We start from the raw sequence: 14,998 nt of genomic DNA on the forward strand, positions 1-14,998 counted from the left end.
TCAGAAATCCCGACCTGATCGGGGAGCGATGTCCATGGTGGTTCCGACCCGGTCCACGAGAGTTGCCATCTCGTAACCTATCTGGCCGATATCGCAACCCGCGACGGCGAGCGCCGCTAGGTACGCGCCGCTGCCGACACCCATGAGCAGTAGGTAACCGTTCTCCATTTCGACTACCGATTGCATGACGGCACCGCCGTCGAACAAACGTGATGCACCCGCCGACAAGCTGGCGAGTCCGGATGTCACGGCAGCCAATTGGTCTGCACGGTCGAGCGGAAGGTGGGTGCTCGCAGCCGTCAACAGTCCGTCGGCCGAGACGATGATCGCGTGGCTCACGCCCGGAACGTCACGTGCGAAGCCAGACACCAACCAATCGAGTGAGCGAGGAGTCTCTTGGGCTCCGACAGAATTCACTGTTCTCCTTCATCGTTCTGCCCGGTCGTGGCCGAGTGCGGGTGGGTGGCGCCATGGCGCACGGTGGACAAATCGGCAGGGTTCTCGCCGACATGGCGTCGTCCGCGGCTGACGCCGGACTGATAGTCGCTCCATCCCCGTCGGACGTTTTCCGGATCGGTGGTCTGGCGGTGAGCGCCGGACCGCAGCGGGGTGATGGTGGTTCCGGCGGTGCCGGGAACCAACCGGGCACCGCGGTCGCGGATCGGGAGACCGGAATCTGAGACCTTGGCGACCGGTAGTTCGAACGATGCGCGGGCAGCGACCCACCCCTGATCGGCATCAGTTGTCCAGGCGGTTCCGCTTGTGGCAGTGGAGGTTTGTTCCGTCGGATCGACCAGCCATTCGGAGACCATCCTGGCAAAGATCGGCGATGCTATCGGTGTAGTGCCTGGGGCTGGGTCCGGAAGTTCGGTGGTGCGAACAGCCGCGCGGGGCGGGAACCCGTCACTAGCTCGGGAGGAGAAGAAGGCCGCGGTATTGGTCGGGGTCGGGGAGCTCAGCCGGTGCCGGGGTTCCGGTTCCCCGTTCTTCGGTTCCCCGCTGTTCACTTCATTGCTCTTCGTCTGAGGAGCAACGCTTTCGGTAGCGGGAGCCACAGACGTCGGGACCTCCGCGATAGTGTCACCGATGCCCGGCGCTCCACTTGTCCCGGGGGTGCGACGCGGAAGTGCAGCTTCTTCGGGGAGCGCAACAACTGCCAGCGTGGGTGCGCCGGCAACTGGAGGCGGCAGTGTGACCCGGATGGTGTTACCCGGTTGTCGCTGCGGAAGTCCGGTCGCGGACAGTGGCGTTGCTTCGGTTTTCAGGGGATTGCTGTTCAGTGGCGCCGAAACCTGAACCGGCGTGACCTGCGCAGTCACAGCGGGGACTACAGCCCGGGCTGGGGTTGCTGCCGGAGCACCGGTGCGAGCCGGGGCGATGAACGGCGCAGACGGCGTCCGAGCTGAGTCTTGCCCCGGCGCTTCGAGCAGCCCTGCCGGAAGGAGAACCGAGGCAGTGATTCCGTTTCGGTCCTGCGCAACTCCGGTGGGGCGTAGGCGAACCGAAATGTTGTATCGGCGGCTGATGCGGCTGATGACGAACAAGCCCATGTGGCGTGCGGTGTCGGGACTCATCTCGCCGCCTGAAGCCAAACGGCCGTTGGCGTCGAGTAGATCTGTCGTGGACATTCCGATGCCGAGGTCAGCGACCTCCACCAGCATGGAACCTTCGGACGTAGGGCCAGCGTTGATGGTCACGGTTGTTTCCGGCGGTGAGTATCGCAGCGCATTGTCGAGAAGTTCGGCGATGAGATGCACGACGTCGGCACTGGACTGTCCGGTGAGGACGCCTGCCGGAATCTGTCCGAGTTCGACGCGCAGGTAGTCCTCGACGCCGGATACGGAGGCGCGTAGAGCGTCCGCGAGTGACATCGGTGCGGATCGTCCGCGGCGACCTTCGGTGCCGGAGAGGATGAGGAGGTTGTCGCTGTTGCGTCGCATCCGGGCAGCGATGTGGTCGATGCGGAAGAGGTTCTCGAGTCGCCGCGGATCACCTTCGTCCTGCTCGAGTTGTTCGATCAGGCCGAGTTGCTGCTCGACGAGGGACTTGTTGCGGCGCGACAGCGTCTCGAACATGTCGTTGACCTGGCGCCGCAGTGTTGCCTGCTCGCCGGCGAGCATAATGGCCTGCGCGTGCATGTCGTCGACGGCACGTGCGAGCTGACCGATTTCCTCGTGGGTGCGTATGGGTACGCGGGTGAATTCCAGATCGGTTGTCTTCTCGCCGGCCCGGATGCGTTCGATGGCCTCGGGTAGTCCACGGCGGGCAGCCTGGAGGGCGGCGAAGCGCAGGCGTCGGATGGGATCGACGAGCGATCGGCTGATGATCAGCGCGATGACAAGTGCAGCGAGGACGGCGCCGAGGACGAGTGCGGTGTCTCGAAGTGCTGCCGATCGAGCGATGTTGGCCTCAGTGGTTACCGTGCTGCCGAACTGGCCCACGGCGGCGTCGGTCAGGGCGTTGTACTGGTCGCTGCTGGTCTGAAGGCCGATGTCGATCTGACTGCTCAGCGGCGATGTGGAGGCCGTCGCACCGATCTCGTCGACGCGATTCTGCGCTGACGCTGTCAGAGCCTTGACGGCGTTGACGGCTGTGGGATTGCTGTCTGCTTCGTTAGTGGGAAGCACGCCGCCCAGGGCAGCAAGTTCTGCTCCGGCCGTGGTAGCCAACGCGGTCCGGGCTTGTTGATCGAGGCGGCCGGAACCGAACAGGATTCGCTGGTCGGCCAGCGCGCGTCGCGCTGCCCACAGCGTTGCGAATTCCCCGCCGTGCTCGCGCAGAATCGGTCGCTGGGAGGCCTTGATGATGTCGGTGAATGCGCTCGAGATATCGGTCGAGACTTCGTTGACCCGGGCGACGAGTCGGGCCGGCGCGACTGCGCCGGAGGCAACCTCTTCGACGATCGATCGACTATTTTGCAGGGCACGGGTGACCTGCCCGTTGAGTGCGTCGTCAGTCTGGAAGGTTCGACCGGCGGTGACAAGTTCTTGCATCGAATTCGTTACTGCCGCAGTGGCAGTCGTGGTTTCGGTGCCGGAGGACGACGCGACGGCGAGTTCGTAGAGTGCGTCTTCCAGATGAAGGGCCGCGGGGACTGCGAGGGCGCGTTCGGAAGACGAGCTGAGTTTTGCGGCCTCGGCGAGTTCAGCCTGGATCCGAAATGCACCGAGCATGACGGCGATGAGCATCGGAACGGTGAGGACTGCGACAACCTTCCATCCGAGTCGCCATTCGCTGATCGACCACCACGCGGTTTTTGTGTGTGCATCGTTTTTCATGCGGACCGCTGCCCCTTCATGACTGCCCCTCACGTCAACCCCCCCGATTGGGTCATTGCCCGAGTTCCTCCGATTGTGTGTGATCGGAAGAAGTTAGCTGAACGGTAACAGAAGGTCCTTTGTCTGGCCACACGCGTGCCCGGTTTCGGGGCGAGAGCTCTGCATTTCCTGTTTGTACTGGTGGGGGTCCAATCGGACAACCGTAACCAAATGGTCGCTAGAGGCTGCGCCTGTGTGCCTTTTTGGTAGCGTGCACTACCAAAAAGGCGCACAGGGGGCGTTAGCGCCCCAACAGTTCCGCTACCGCAGCCTGGCCGGCCCGGTTCGCGCCGATCGTCGAGGATGACGGGCCGTAGCCGACCAGATGTACTCGCGGGTCGGACGTAACTTGGGTGGCGAGGCGTCCGGTCATCTCAATTCCGCCACCGGGACCCCGTAGATGAAGCGGTGCAAGGTGATCGAGGGAGCTCCGAAAACCGGTGCACCACAGGATGACATCGGCATCGATCGACGTTCCGTCTTCCCATCTGACGCCATGCGGAAGGATCTCCGAGAACATCGGCAGCCTTGTCAGCACACCGCGTTCGAGGGCCGCACGGATCGCGGGTGTCACCGGCAGGCCCGTGACCGAAACTACCGACCCGGGTGGGAGTCCGCGTCGTACTCGATCTTCGACCATTGCGACGGCTTCTCGCCCGATGTCCGGGGTGAAGGGCTCGTCGCGGAACTGCGGTTCGCGTCGGGTCACCCAGGTCGTGGTCGTGACCTGGGAGATCTCGTCGAGTAACTGGACCGCGGAGATGCCCCCGCCGACGACCACGACGTGCTTGCCTTCGAACTCGAGGGCGGAGCGGTAGTCCCGGGTGTGTAGCTGGCGTCCGCGAAAAGCCTCGGCGCCGCGGTAATGCGGAATGAACGGGCGCTCCCACGTTCCCGTCGCATTGATCAACCCGCGTGCGTTGAATACGCCGTGGTCGGTCTCGATGCGCAGACGCTCTTCACGGGGGCACACGACGCGAGTGTGTACCGGTCGGTGGACGGGAAGCTCGAACTTCTTCTCGTACAACTCGAAATAGTGGGGGACTGCGACTGATGCCGGTACGTGTTCGGCATCGGTGCCGGTCGTTTCCGCGAAAGACATGCCCGGCAGGTCGTGCACGCCATTGACGGTACTCAAAGTCAGGCTCGGCCAACGGAATTGCCACGCTCCGCCGGGACCGGCGGCGTGATCGAGTACGACGAAGCCGGACTCCGGCGGTACGCCGAACTTACGGAGGTAGTACGCGGCCGAGAGGCCGGCCTGGCCGGCTCCGATCACCACCACATCGACGTCGTGGGCTTGTCCGTCGGCACGGTCGTTCGTACTCATCGGTAATCTAACCTCCTGATGCACAGAACTCTGCTGCAGAGAACTATTAGCGGCGGTAACGGCATTCGGAACATCCCGTGTGCCGAGCCTTCCAGAAATGAAAGCGAGCGGACATGATCGGGACTTCCCGTGACGGCAATGTCGTGACCATCGAGTTGCAGCGTCATGAGCGTCGTAACGCCCTCAGCGCGGAACTCTGCATCGCAATCAAGGACGCGGTGAACGCTGCCGTCGCAGATCGCGCTCACGTCATCGTGATCACGGGACAGGGATCGGCATTCTGCGCCGGCGCCGACCTCTCCGGCGACGTGTACATGGAAGGCTTCACCGACCATCTCTTCGAAATGCTCCGCTCCATCGATACCGCGCCCATCCCGGTGATCGCAGCCGTCAACGGTCCGGCCATCGGCGCCGGTACGCAACTCGCCATCGCTTCCGATCTGCGCGTCGTAGCTCCTGCCGCCCGGTTTGGTATTCCGGCTGCGACTCTCGGTGTTTCGGTGGACAAGTGGACGATGCATCGACTGGCATCTCTCGTCGGCGGCGGCCCGGCCCGCACGATTCTGCTCGGCATCGAACAGATTGGCGCAGAGGAAGCATTCAACCGCGGCCTGGCCAACAAGATCGGCACACTCGAAGACGCGCAGGAATGGGCGCACCGCATCGCCAACCTCGCACCGCTGTCGCTGCGTCACATGAAGATGGTTCTCAACGACGACGGAACGATGGACGAGCAGTCACCCGAGCAACTCGACGCACTTCACGCGGCGTGGCTCAGCGAGGACGTCCAAGAGGCCCGCGCTGCCCGCATCGAGAATCGCCCACCCGTCTTCAAGGGGAAATAGTCGCGTCCCGCTCCGGCGGGAAATAGTAGCTACGCTGGTCTGAATGAAGAAGACGACGCTTCTCGGCCTTGCCGCGGTAACTGCGGCAACAGGATGGGTGGCGCGAGCCGCCTGGGGAATCCCGACGCAGATCGGGGCATCGCGTAGTGCGGTGCAACCCTATGCGGCGGCATCACCGCGATATCGAGACCGCCAGTTTCATAATTCGGAACCCAGCAGCGCTCTGGTTCCGGGTACCGATGCCGGGATGGCGAAGTCGATGCTCACCCGCGGGTCGATGGGACGGCCACGCGCCCCCATCCCGTTGGCCACTCCGCTGGCGCCGGCGCAGGCAGGCGCTGCGGCAGTTACCTGGTACGGCCATTCGAGCGTGTTGGTCGAGGTCGACGGATACCGCGTGCTCGCCGATCCCGTGTGGAGTGAGCGCGTATCGCCTTCTACTGCAGTCGGTCCCGCACGTATGCATGCGGTGCCCGTATCTCTGGAAGATCTGCCCGCGGTGGATGCGATAGTCATCTCCCACGATCACTACGACCATCTCGACATGGCGACCGTCAAAATTCTGACGCATTCGCAGAAGGCGCCGTTCGTGGTGCCGGTGGGTATCGGTGCGCACCTCCGTCACTGGAAGGTGCCGGAGAATCGCATTATCGAGCTGGACTGGGACGAGTCGACGACGATCCAGCGGACGGATCGCGACAACACTGTCAACGATTTGGTTCTCACGTGCACCGAGGCCCGCCATTTCTCGGGGCGTGGCCTCGTCCGCAATACGACGCAGTGGGCGTCGTGGGTCTTTGCCGGTCCGAACCATCGGGTGTTCTTCGGCGGCGACAGCGGATACACGCCGCGGTTTGTCGAACTCGGAAAGAAGTACGGACCTTTCGACTTGACCCTTCTCCCGGTCGGCGCTTACGACGTGCGGTGGCCCGATATCCACATGAACCCCGAAGAAGCAGTTCAGACGCACGCCGATCTGAACCTCGGGGACGCGGAACGCGGAGTATTCGTGCCGATTCACTGGGCGACCTTCAATCTTGCGTTCCATTCGTGGTCCGAGCCGATCGTGCGGTTGACCGAGACTGCCGCGGGAGTCGGCACCACCGTGGCGGTGCCGATGCCGGGTGGCAGGATCGACGCACTGTCCAGCGCGCCGCCGACGAAGTGGTGGATCGCGCTGGGATAGCCGCCCGATTCGGGTCGGACCGGGAAATACGGCGTCGGGTGCGTAATCTTTGACCATGGCTCACGAGCACACGGGTTCAAAAGAAACAGCAGTGGCGACCGCGGATTCCCCCGACGACATCGACGTCTCACGTGGGTTGACGGCCGAGCAAGTTGCGGCTCGCATAGCGTCGGGTCAGACCAACGACGTTCCGGATCGGGCTTCGCGGTCGGTCAAGGACATCATTCGCGGCAATATTTTCACCCGCATCAACGCGATTCTGACGGTGTTGTTGGTGATCGTGTTGTCGACGGGTTCCGTGATCGACGGCATGTTCGGATTCCTGATCGTCGCGAACAGCGGTATCGGCATCATCCAGGAGATTCGCGCCAAGCGAACTCTGGATGCGTTGGCCATCGTCTCTCAGGCCAAACCGATGGTCCGCCGCGATGGTGTCGCAGTGGCGCTCGCACCCAAAGATGTTGTTCTCGACGACATCATCGAATTGGGTTCCGGTGACCAGATCGTGGTCGACGGTGAAGTAGTCAGTTCTGCGGCACTCGAGATCGACGAGTCGCTGCTCACGGGTGAAGCGGACCCGGTGCACAAGATGGCTGGGGCGCCGGTACTTTCGGGAAGTTTTGTGGCGGCCGGCAGCGGCGCATACCGGGCCACGAAGGTCGGCGGCGACGCGTACGCAGCAAAGTTGGCCGAAGAAGCCAGCAAGTTCACCTTGGTGCATTCGGAACTTCGCAGCGGTATCGACAGCATCCTCAAGTTCATCACGTACTTGATGATCCCGGCGGGCGCGCTGATCATCTACAACCAGTTGTTCTCGAGCGGGCAGTCGCTTGGCCCGGCACTCAACGGCATGGTCGCGGCTCTGGTTCCTATGGTCCCGGAGGGCCTGGTTTTGATGACGTCCATCGCGTTTGCCGTCGGCGTCATCCGACTAGGCAAGCGGCAGTGCCTCGTTCAGGAATTGCCGGCGATCGAGGGCTTGGCCCGCGTCGACGTCGTGTGCGCGGACAAGACGGGAACGCTCACCGAGAACGGTATGCGACTGTCGGAGTTGAAGCTTGCCGAAGGCTCCGCCGACGAGTCGGTGATCAAGGCCGCGCTGAGCGCCATGGCCGCCTCGGATCCGCGGCCGAACGCGAGTGTTCTTGCCATCCGGGAGTCGATGCCCGCGGACGCCGGTTGGGGCGAAGCTACTGCGGTGGCGCCGTTCTCGTCCGCGAAGAAGTGGAGCGGGCAGTCCTACGGCGCCCACGGCAACTGGGTGCTGGGCGCTCCGGACATGCTCCTCGACCCGGCCTCCGACATGGCTCGGGAAGCAGAGTCGGTGGGGTCCAACGGACTGCGCGTACTCATGTTGGGCAGTAGCAATCTTTCGGTCGACGACGCCGATGCTCCCGGGATCGTGACACCGGCAGCGCTGGTCGTTCTCGAGCAGAAGGTTCGCCCCGACGCGCAGGAAACGTTGGAGTACTTCGCAAGTCAGAAGGTCGCGGTCAAGGTCATCTCGGGTGACAATGCCGTGTCAGTCGGTGCCGTTGCTGGTTCTCTCGGTCTCGAGGGCGGCGATCGCCCGATCGATGCGCGGGAACTGCCCAGCGATCAGGAAAAACTCGCCGATGTTCTCGAGGGTGCTACCACTTTCGGTCGGGTACGCCCGGATCAGAAGCGGGAAATGGTCGCTGCCTTGCAGTCTCGCGGCCACACCGTTGCGATGACCGGCGACGGTGTCAACGACGTGCTGGCACTCAAGGATGCCGACATCGGAGTCTCGATGGGCTCGGGAAGCCCGGCCACGCGTGCGGTTGCTCAGATCGTGCTGTTGGACAACAAGTTTGCGACTCTGCCGTACGTGGTGGCAGAAGGCCGGCGCGTCATCGGCAACATCGAGCGCGTCTCCAATCTATTCCTCACCAAGACCGTCTACTCGGTGGTGCTCGCGTTCCTGATCGGAATTACCGGCGTCTTGTCCCAGATTTTCCACTTCGAAGCGTTGTCGTACCCGTTCCTCCCTCGGCACGTCACGATTGCCGCTTGGTTCACGATCGGTATTCCGGCGTTCGTTCTTTCGCTGGCACCCAACAACGAACGGGCTCGTTCCGGTTTTGTGGCCCGCGTGATGCGGTTGGCCTTGCCGTCGGGAATCATCATCGGCGTCACCACATTCGTCACGTACGTAATCGTTCACACTAGCTACGATGTGACACGCGAGCAGGAAAGCACCACTGCGTTGATCACGCTGATCATGATCGCTCTGTGGGTATTGGCGGTCGTTGCCCGACCGTACACGTGGTGGAAGCTCGTCCTGATCGGCGGCTCGGTGGCGGGTTACCTCATCTTGTTCGCCTTGCCGTTCACTCGTACGTTCTTCGAGCTGGATCCGAGCAATATTGCAGCCACGACGCTCGCGATCACCGCCGGAGCGGTCGGAGTTTTCTTGGTCGAGGTGTCATGGTGGGTCAGCGCCAGGTTGCACGGTGAGAAGCGAAAGTTGTTCACCACACCGGAAGATCTCCCGGGCGAGCATCATCACGCACACACGTCGTAGCTGGTTCGGCACGTTCAGTGTTGTGACATGTGGGCCCAGGCAATGCGGTTGCCGCCCCGCTTCTTCGCGCGGTACATCGCATTGTCGGCATGCTCGATCAGCATGTTGACCGCACTACCGGGTAGGTCTGCTGCCGTCGTGAGATACACGCTGACGCCGGTGCTGGCGGATACCGGAAAAAGATCGGACGTGGAGCTGATCGCGGAGTGAATCTGTGCGGCAACAGTTTCGATGTCGGTAGCGTCGACGCTGCGGAGGACAACAAATTCGTCGCCGCCGATGCGTGCCACCACACCTTCGGGGCCCGCCGCACGGACCAGCCGTTCGGCGATGGCAGTCAATGCGTCGTCGCCGGCTCCGTGCCCGTGTGTGTCGTTGAGCCGCTTGAACGAGTCGACGTCGATCAGCATGGCGACCAGGGCTTTCGAATGCGAGGGGTCTCCGCGAAGTAGCTGCCGCGCCTCGTCTTGCAGGCCGCGGCGATTGAGCGTGGCGGTGAGGTAGTCGCGACCTGCGCGGCGGGCGTCGTCGGTCAGTCGCAGCCAGACGACTTGCAATGCCCAGGCGGTGGTGATGATGACTCCGCAGATGATCACATACATGTCGAATACGATCCAGTCGTCGTTCGACGGGTCGGTGAGGGCACTGCGCGCGAGCAGAGAGCAGATGACGAGAGCCCCGCCGATGTGAGCGACAGCGACGCGTGGGCTGTGAACTACGGCGACGTAGAAGCCGATCATGATGAAGAGAATGCAGCCGATGGTTCCGACGAATGCGGACCGGACGCCGATCAGTAGGGCGAGTGCCAGCCACACATCACTCCAGACGACAAAAGTCATGGACTGTGCCCAGTTGGGCCAGGTGGCGTGGCGACTCCAACTCACCCCGCCGTAGAGGCCGCTGAGGGCTGACACTGTCAGTACCGATCTGGCTAATCCGCTGTCGGCTCCCAGATTGCTCAGTTGCATGGTCGCGGCCATCAAGGCGAAGACAAAACACCAGGAGGCGATGATCACGCGCCCGGGTCTGGTTAGTCCGCGGGTATCGAGAAAACGGGGTAGCCAGGTGTAATCGGTGGTGGCGAGCCAGGTTCGCGACAGCAGGCCACGGCCGGGCCGCGGAATGATTCCCGGCCCTCGCGAATCTGCATTCAATCTGGTCACCTGTCGAAATCACTTGCGATGAACTTCGGTCTGCCATTCAGTTAATAGTCGGTTAACGGTACCTTGGATTGGAAGCAGTGACAATCAGGTGGCAGTCATTCTTGGCATACTTCGTCTGTACCTGTGAGAATCAAGGTTGCGCGGAGGTTCGCATTCCGCGATAGATGTGCGTCAGCACTGGGAGAGGACACGGACATGGGTTTCCTGGACAACGTCAAGGGTCTCGTCGAAAAGGGGCAGGAACTTGCATCGGAGAATTCCGACAAGGTTCACGACGCGATCGACAAAGTAGCTGACATCGCCGACGACAAGACCGGCGGAAAGTACGGCGACCAGATCGACAAGGCAGCTGAGGCTGCCAAGAAGGCTGTTCCCGAAAAGGAGTAGTCACCTGAAAGCTCAGGAGCCCGCAACCCGTCGAGGTTGCGGGCTCCTGCGCGTCCTCTAGGTGAACTCCCAGGGTGGGCAGGCACAATAGGGGGGTGAACTTCACCTGGATTCTGCTGGTCGTCATCGCCGCCATCGCAGTCACAGGGCTGGCGAATCGCCGAAACCTACAGGCCCCCCTCGTCCTGGTTGCGGTCGGTTCGGCTGCGTCGTTCATTCCGGGAATGCCTCGGCCAGAACTGGATCCACACGTCATTCTCGGTGTGGTGCTACCGCCACTACTGTATTCGGCCGCTCTCAAATTCTCAGTGGCGACATTCAAACGCAACCTTGCGCCGATCCTGCGTCTGGGCGTAGGCATGGTTCTGGTCACGGCCGGCGTAGTCGCCTTTTTCGCCGAATGGCTGGTACCGGAACTCACGATCGGTGCAGCGTTGGTTCTCGGTGCGGTAGTCGCGCCCACCGACGCGGTCAGTGCCGTAGCGGTAGGCCAGAAACTGGGACTTCCGAAGCGTGTCATAGCAATTCTCACGGGTGAAGGCCTGGTTAACGACGCCACCGCGTTGACACTGTTCACCGTCGCCGTAGCTGCGGTGACGGGCACTCGGATCGCGACGGACTCACCGCTGTTGTTCTTCGCCTACGAAGTTGTGGGCGGCATCGTGATCGGGTTGGTACTCGCGTTCATCGTGAAGTTCGTGCGCGCGCGGATGTACGATTCACCGCTCGAAACGGGCCTGGGATTGGTTCTTCCGTTTGCCGCGTATCTGGCTGCCGAAGAGCTTCACGCGTCGGGCGTTCTGGCAGTTGTGGTCGCTGGCTTGGTAATCGGGCACTATTCGACGGATGCGTCGATCATGACGAGGTTGCAGGAGCGATCAGTCTGGTCGAGCCTGGAGACACTGCTCGAGATGTTCGTGTTCGCGTACATGGGTCTGCAGTTGAGTTTCGTGATCGACGATGTTGTGGCGGACGGGCTTCCGGTGGTCCACGTGTTCTTCTACGGGCTTGCGGTGTTGGCCGTGGTGATCGTGATCCGGCCGGTGTGGTTGTTCTCGAGTTACTCACGGGTGCGTTTCGGTGTGACATTCCGCCGAGGGCTTCGACAGAAACAGCTGTCGTGGAAACAGAATCTTGTAGTGTCCTGGGCCGGAATGCGCGGAGTGGTCACACTCGCAGCGGCCGGCGGTATTCCCTTTGCGCTTTCGACCGGCGAGCCGTTTCCCGGTCGCGGTGTCATCCAGGCCATCGCCTTCATTGTCGCCGTCGGGACTCTGCTGTTGCAGGGGTCAACGCTGCCGTTCCTGATTCGACGACTGGATGTAGCCGATCCGTACGAGACGTTGCGCACTCAGGAACAGATGGAGTTGGCGCGCAACATCTCTCGCCGGGCCGGCGAGAAGGCGCTGGCGGATGTAGCCGCTCATCCGCCGCCTGAAATCGACAGCAAGGAATTGCAGGCGATCGTCGAGCGGGTGCGAAGGTCGATGCAGGCCCGTCTTCAAGTTCAGGAGACTGACGAGGACAACGACCGCGAGGCGGCGATATGGCATGCGGGAGCGTTGTTCGACAAGTTCCGGCACCAGTCGTTGCGCTCGCAGCGTGTGGCATTGATTGCTGCGCGGGACAGCGGCGATCTGGACGACGACGTCTTGCGTACCGTGTTGGAAGGTCTTGATCTCGAGGAGGCTGCTGCCGAGGAGCGGGTACGACGCCGTCGTGCGCGAGTGGCGGCAAAAGGAGAAGGTACGTCATGAGCGTAGGTAGTTCGAGGGTTCGGCGGTCGGTCTGGGGCGCGCTCGCAGCAGCCGCCTTGGTGGTGAGTGCGGCGTGCGGATCGACGGGTGCGGAGGCGCCGGCCACTCCGTCTACCTCGGCAGCAACTCCGGAGCAGTCGAGTGCTCAGCGCGGCGTCGTGTTCGAGAACGAACCGTTCACGACAACAGCAGAAGTGATTGGCACCGGTGCAACCGCCCGGAAGATTCTCTACGGTTCGACCTCCGGCATCGACGGCCGCGAAACCCGAGTCTCGGGAACGGTATTCACCCCGCCGGGAACTCCTCCCGAAGGGGGCTGGCCCATCGTCTCCGTGGGGCACGGCACCACTGGCATTTCCGATGACTGCGCTCCGTCTGCCTCACCGACGCTCTTCGGCGCAATCGGTTTGGTGGCGCCGCTCTTGAAGTCCGGATACGTTGTTGCCGCGACGGATTTCGAAGGTCTCGGTACCGAGGGTCCGCACCCGTACCTGCAACCGGATGCCGCCGCCTACAACGTTATCGACGCCGTTCGTGCTGCCCGCAACGTAGTCTCGGATACCTCGACTCGGTGGGCGACCTTGGGGCTTTCACAAGGTGGGCAGGCATCGTGGGCGGCAGCAGAGAAGGCCGGTGTCTACGGCGACGGACTCGAATTCGTCGGTGCGGCAAACCTTTCACCCGCAGCCGATATATCTCCGATCATCACCAGCGGAGCAGACGTGAATCTATCTCTGCCCCAGCAACTGTTGCTTCCCTACGTTCTTGAAGGGTTGTCTCAGACGCACCCCGAACTCGATCGGGGCGATTACGTCCACGGTGCGTTCGCGGAGAATTACGAACTACTGTCGTCATGCCTCACCGCCCGCGCGAGCGAGAAGTTCGGGCTGGCCGGCAAGGTCACTGCGGCGGACACCCGGCCGAGTACAGATGCCGACGCCGATCGAATTCACGGCTGGCTGAGCGACATTGCACTGCCGCGGCAGCGGGCGAGCGGTCCGCTGTACGTGGTGGTCGGTGGAAACGACAATCTCATTCGGCCCGAGTGGACCGAAGCCGCTGTGGGCCGTGCCTGCGCCGACGGCGACGTGATCGAATTCGTGTCCCGGCCAGGGGAGGGGCATGCAGATGGCAAGGCGGTTCCCGGCGCCGTCGCCTGGATTCAAGATCGCTTTGCCGGAGTTGCTGCCCCGAACAACTGCGACGCGTAGATGAGCCCGACGGTAGCCGCGCTGTTCATCGGGATAGTCGTCGTTCTGGTGGTGGGATTGACGGCGGTCTGGATGCGTACCAGACGCGAAGTCACCTCGCCGACGGAACGTGCCGTTCATGCGGCCTTGCACACGGCTTCACTTGCAGCGCGTCCACTTCGGCGCGGTCTCGACACTGAATCGGCGGCCGAAGCCGCACCACACCTGCGTGCGTTGACCGGCGCTCGAGGTTTGGGAATCGCCGATGCTACCGGAGCAGTGCTCGCGTGGAACGGCCCGCACGGATCGTTGGCCGATCAGTTTCGCGATGCCGCGATACGCGCTATCGAGGGGGAGCGCCGAGTCCTGGTGACCTACGCAGACCTCGTGCGGGGCAACGGGGATCACGGAGTTCGCGCATTGATCGTGCAGCCGATGATCATCGAGGACATCGGCGTCGTCGGGGTACTGGGAGTTGTCACCACCGAGGATCCGTGGCCGGGAATGCTGGGCGCCATCACCGATGTAGCTCGATATGCTTGTAGCCAAATCGAATTGGCAGACCTGGACGCTTCGCGTGCACGACTCGACCGCGCGGAGGTTCGCGCACTGCGGGCGCAGATCAGTCCACACTTCATCTACAACGCACTCAATACTGTCGCGTCGTTTGTGCGCACCGATCCGAACCGCGCGCGTGAGCTCATTCTCGAGTTCGCCGATTTCACTCGCTACTCGTTCCGCTCGGCGGGTGAGTTCACGCTGCTGGCAGACGAATTGCGCAACATCGACCGATACCTGACGCTCGAGCGCGCCAGGTTCGGTGATGCGCTCGGAGTGAAACTGCAGGTGGCGCCGGAAGTGCTCAATGTGGTCCTCCCGTTTCTGGCTCTTCAACCTCTGGTCGAGAACGCCGTCCGCCACGGTATTTCCGGCAAGGCGGACGGCGGCACCATCAGCATCGTGGCGGCGGACGAAGGCCCCGATTGCGTCATCAGCGTCGAGGACGACGGCGTCGGAATGGACCCGGATCTGTTGCGGTTCGGGTCCCTCGATGCCATCGAATCCGGTCCCGGTCGGCCCAGTGCACGGGAAGCCGCGCATGTCGGCTTGGCCAATGTGGACGACCGTTTGCGTGCGGCATTCGGCAACGATTACGGCCTGGTGGTGGAAACCGCACCGGGCGCCGGAACGAAGGTCAGCATGCGCGTACCCAAGTTTAAGCAGGGCATACATGTGTGAGCAGGGCCTTCGTGTGTGAATAGGGCCTTTATCGGCCAG

11 protein-coding genes are annotated in these 14,998 nt (G+C 62.6%); 7 read left to right on the top strand and 4 right to left on the bottom strand.

What is annotated here, in order from left to right:
- The 3 genes from QM600_RS07970 to QM600_RS07980 form a co-directional block, all read right to left on the bottom strand.
- A complete protein-coding gene (locus tag QM600_RS07970) occupies positions 1-417 on the bottom strand; it encodes a roadblock/LC7 domain-containing protein (RefSeq protein ID WP_283260923.1) in 417 nt (138 codons plus the stop codon).
- The gene (locus QM600_RS07975; protein ID WP_283260924.1) at positions 414-3,278 is read right to left on the bottom strand and encodes an ATP-binding protein; all 2,865 of its coding nucleotides are present in this window, start codon (positions 3,276-3,278) and stop codon (positions 414-416) included. Before QM600_RS07975 ends, QM600_RS07970 begins: the two co-directional genes overlap by 4 nt.
- A gap of 280 nt (positions 3,279-3,558) precedes the next feature.
- Positions 3,559-4,647 carry an NAD(P)-binding domain-containing protein gene (locus QM600_RS07980; RefSeq protein ID WP_283260925.1) on the bottom strand — a complete coding sequence of 363 codons (1,089 nt, stop codon included), beginning with the start codon at positions 4,645-4,647 and terminating at the stop codon, positions 3,559-3,561.
- Between the two features lie 113 nt (positions 4,648-4,760).
- Between QM600_RS07980 and QM600_RS07985 the strand changes: the two genes are divergently transcribed.
- Genes QM600_RS07985 through QM600_RS07995 form a run of 3 tightly spaced genes read left to right on the top strand, consistent with a single transcriptional unit; the run spans position 4,761 to position 9,223 of the window.
- On the top strand, positions 4,761-5,492 hold the full coding sequence (locus QM600_RS07985; RefSeq protein WP_283260926.1) for an enoyl-CoA hydratase: 732 nt from the start codon (positions 4,761-4,763) through the stop codon (positions 5,490-5,492).
- Between the two features lie 43 nt (positions 5,493-5,535).
- The gene (locus tag QM600_RS07990; RefSeq protein WP_283260927.1) at positions 5,536-6,678 is read left to right on the top strand and encodes an MBL fold metallo-hydrolase; all 1,143 of its coding nucleotides are present in this window, start codon (positions 5,536-5,538) and stop codon (positions 6,676-6,678) included.
- Positions 6,679-6,733: 55 nt separating this feature from the next.
- Positions 6,734-9,223 (top strand): HAD-IC family P-type ATPase, encoded by a 2,490-nt coding sequence (locus QM600_RS07995; protein WP_283260928.1) that lies wholly within the window; start codon positions 6,734-6,736, stop codon positions 9,221-9,223.
- Between the two features lie 14 nt (positions 9,224-9,237).
- On the opposite strand, the gene QM600_RS08000 is transcribed toward QM600_RS07995, so the two are convergent.
- Positions 9,238-10,386, bottom strand: a complete 1,149-nt coding sequence (locus QM600_RS08000) for a GGDEF domain-containing protein (RefSeq protein ID WP_283260929.1) — start codon at positions 10,384-10,386, stop codon at positions 9,238-9,240.
- Positions 10,387-10,581: 195 nt separating this feature from the next.
- Between QM600_RS08000 and QM600_RS08005 the strand changes: the two genes are divergently transcribed.
- The 4 genes from QM600_RS08005 to QM600_RS08020 all read left to right on the top strand — a co-directional run bounded on the left by QM600_RS08005 (position 10,582) and on the right by QM600_RS08020 (position 14,959).
- Complete coding sequence (locus tag QM600_RS08005; protein WP_283260930.1) at positions 10,582-10,773, top strand: antitoxin; 192 nt, start codon at positions 10,582-10,584, stop codon at positions 10,771-10,773.
- Between the two features lie 95 nt (positions 10,774-10,868).
- Complete coding sequence (locus tag QM600_RS08010; protein WP_283260931.1) at positions 10,869-12,530, top strand: Na+/H+ antiporter; 1,662 nt, start codon at positions 10,869-10,871, stop codon at positions 12,528-12,530.
- Positions 12,527-13,741, top strand: coding sequence for an alpha/beta fold hydrolase (locus QM600_RS08015; RefSeq protein WP_283260932.1), 1,215 nt, complete (start codon positions 12,527-12,529; stop codon positions 13,739-13,741). Before QM600_RS08010 ends, QM600_RS08015 begins: the two co-directional genes overlap by 4 nt.
- Entirely contained in the window at positions 13,742-14,959 is a 1,218-nt protein-coding gene (locus QM600_RS08020) for a sensor histidine kinase (protein WP_283260933.1), read from the top strand.
- Positions 14,960-14,998 lie beyond the last annotated feature (39 nt).

This window comes from Rhodococcus sp. IEGM 1379 (assembly GCF_030056815.1).
Lineage (GTDB): Bacteria > Actinomycetota > Actinomycetes > Mycobacteriales > Mycobacteriaceae > Rhodococcus_F.

Excerpts from the sequence above, each read along its gene's own strand:
- QM600_RS07975 (WP_283260924.1), bottom strand. The coding sequence starts at position 3,278 with ATGAAAAACGATGCACACACAAAAACCGCGTGGTGGTCGATCAGCGAA.
- QM600_RS07980 (WP_283260925.1), bottom strand. The coding sequence starts at position 4,647 with ATGAGTACGAACGACCGTGCCGACGGACAAGCCCACGACGTCGATGTG.
- QM600_RS07985 (WP_283260926.1), top strand. The coding sequence starts at position 4,761 with ATGATCGGGACTTCCCGTGACGGCAATGTCGTGACCATCGAGTTGCAG.
- QM600_RS07990 (WP_283260927.1), top strand. The coding sequence starts at position 5,536 with ATGAAGAAGACGACGCTTCTCGGCCTTGCCGCGGTAACTGCGGCAACA.
- QM600_RS07995 (WP_283260928.1), top strand. The coding sequence starts at position 6,734 with ATGGCTCACGAGCACACGGGTTCAAAAGAAACAGCAGTGGCGACCGCG.
- QM600_RS08005 (WP_283260930.1), top strand. The coding sequence starts at position 10,582 with ATGGGTTTCCTGGACAACGTCAAGGGTCTCGTCGAAAAGGGGCAGGAA.
- QM600_RS08015 (WP_283260932.1), top strand. The coding sequence starts at position 12,527 with ATGAGCGTAGGTAGTTCGAGGGTTCGGCGGTCGGTCTGGGGCGCGCTC.
- QM600_RS08020 (WP_283260933.1), top strand. The coding sequence starts at position 13,742 with ATGAGCCCGACGGTAGCCGCGCTGTTCATCGGGATAGTCGTCGTTCTG.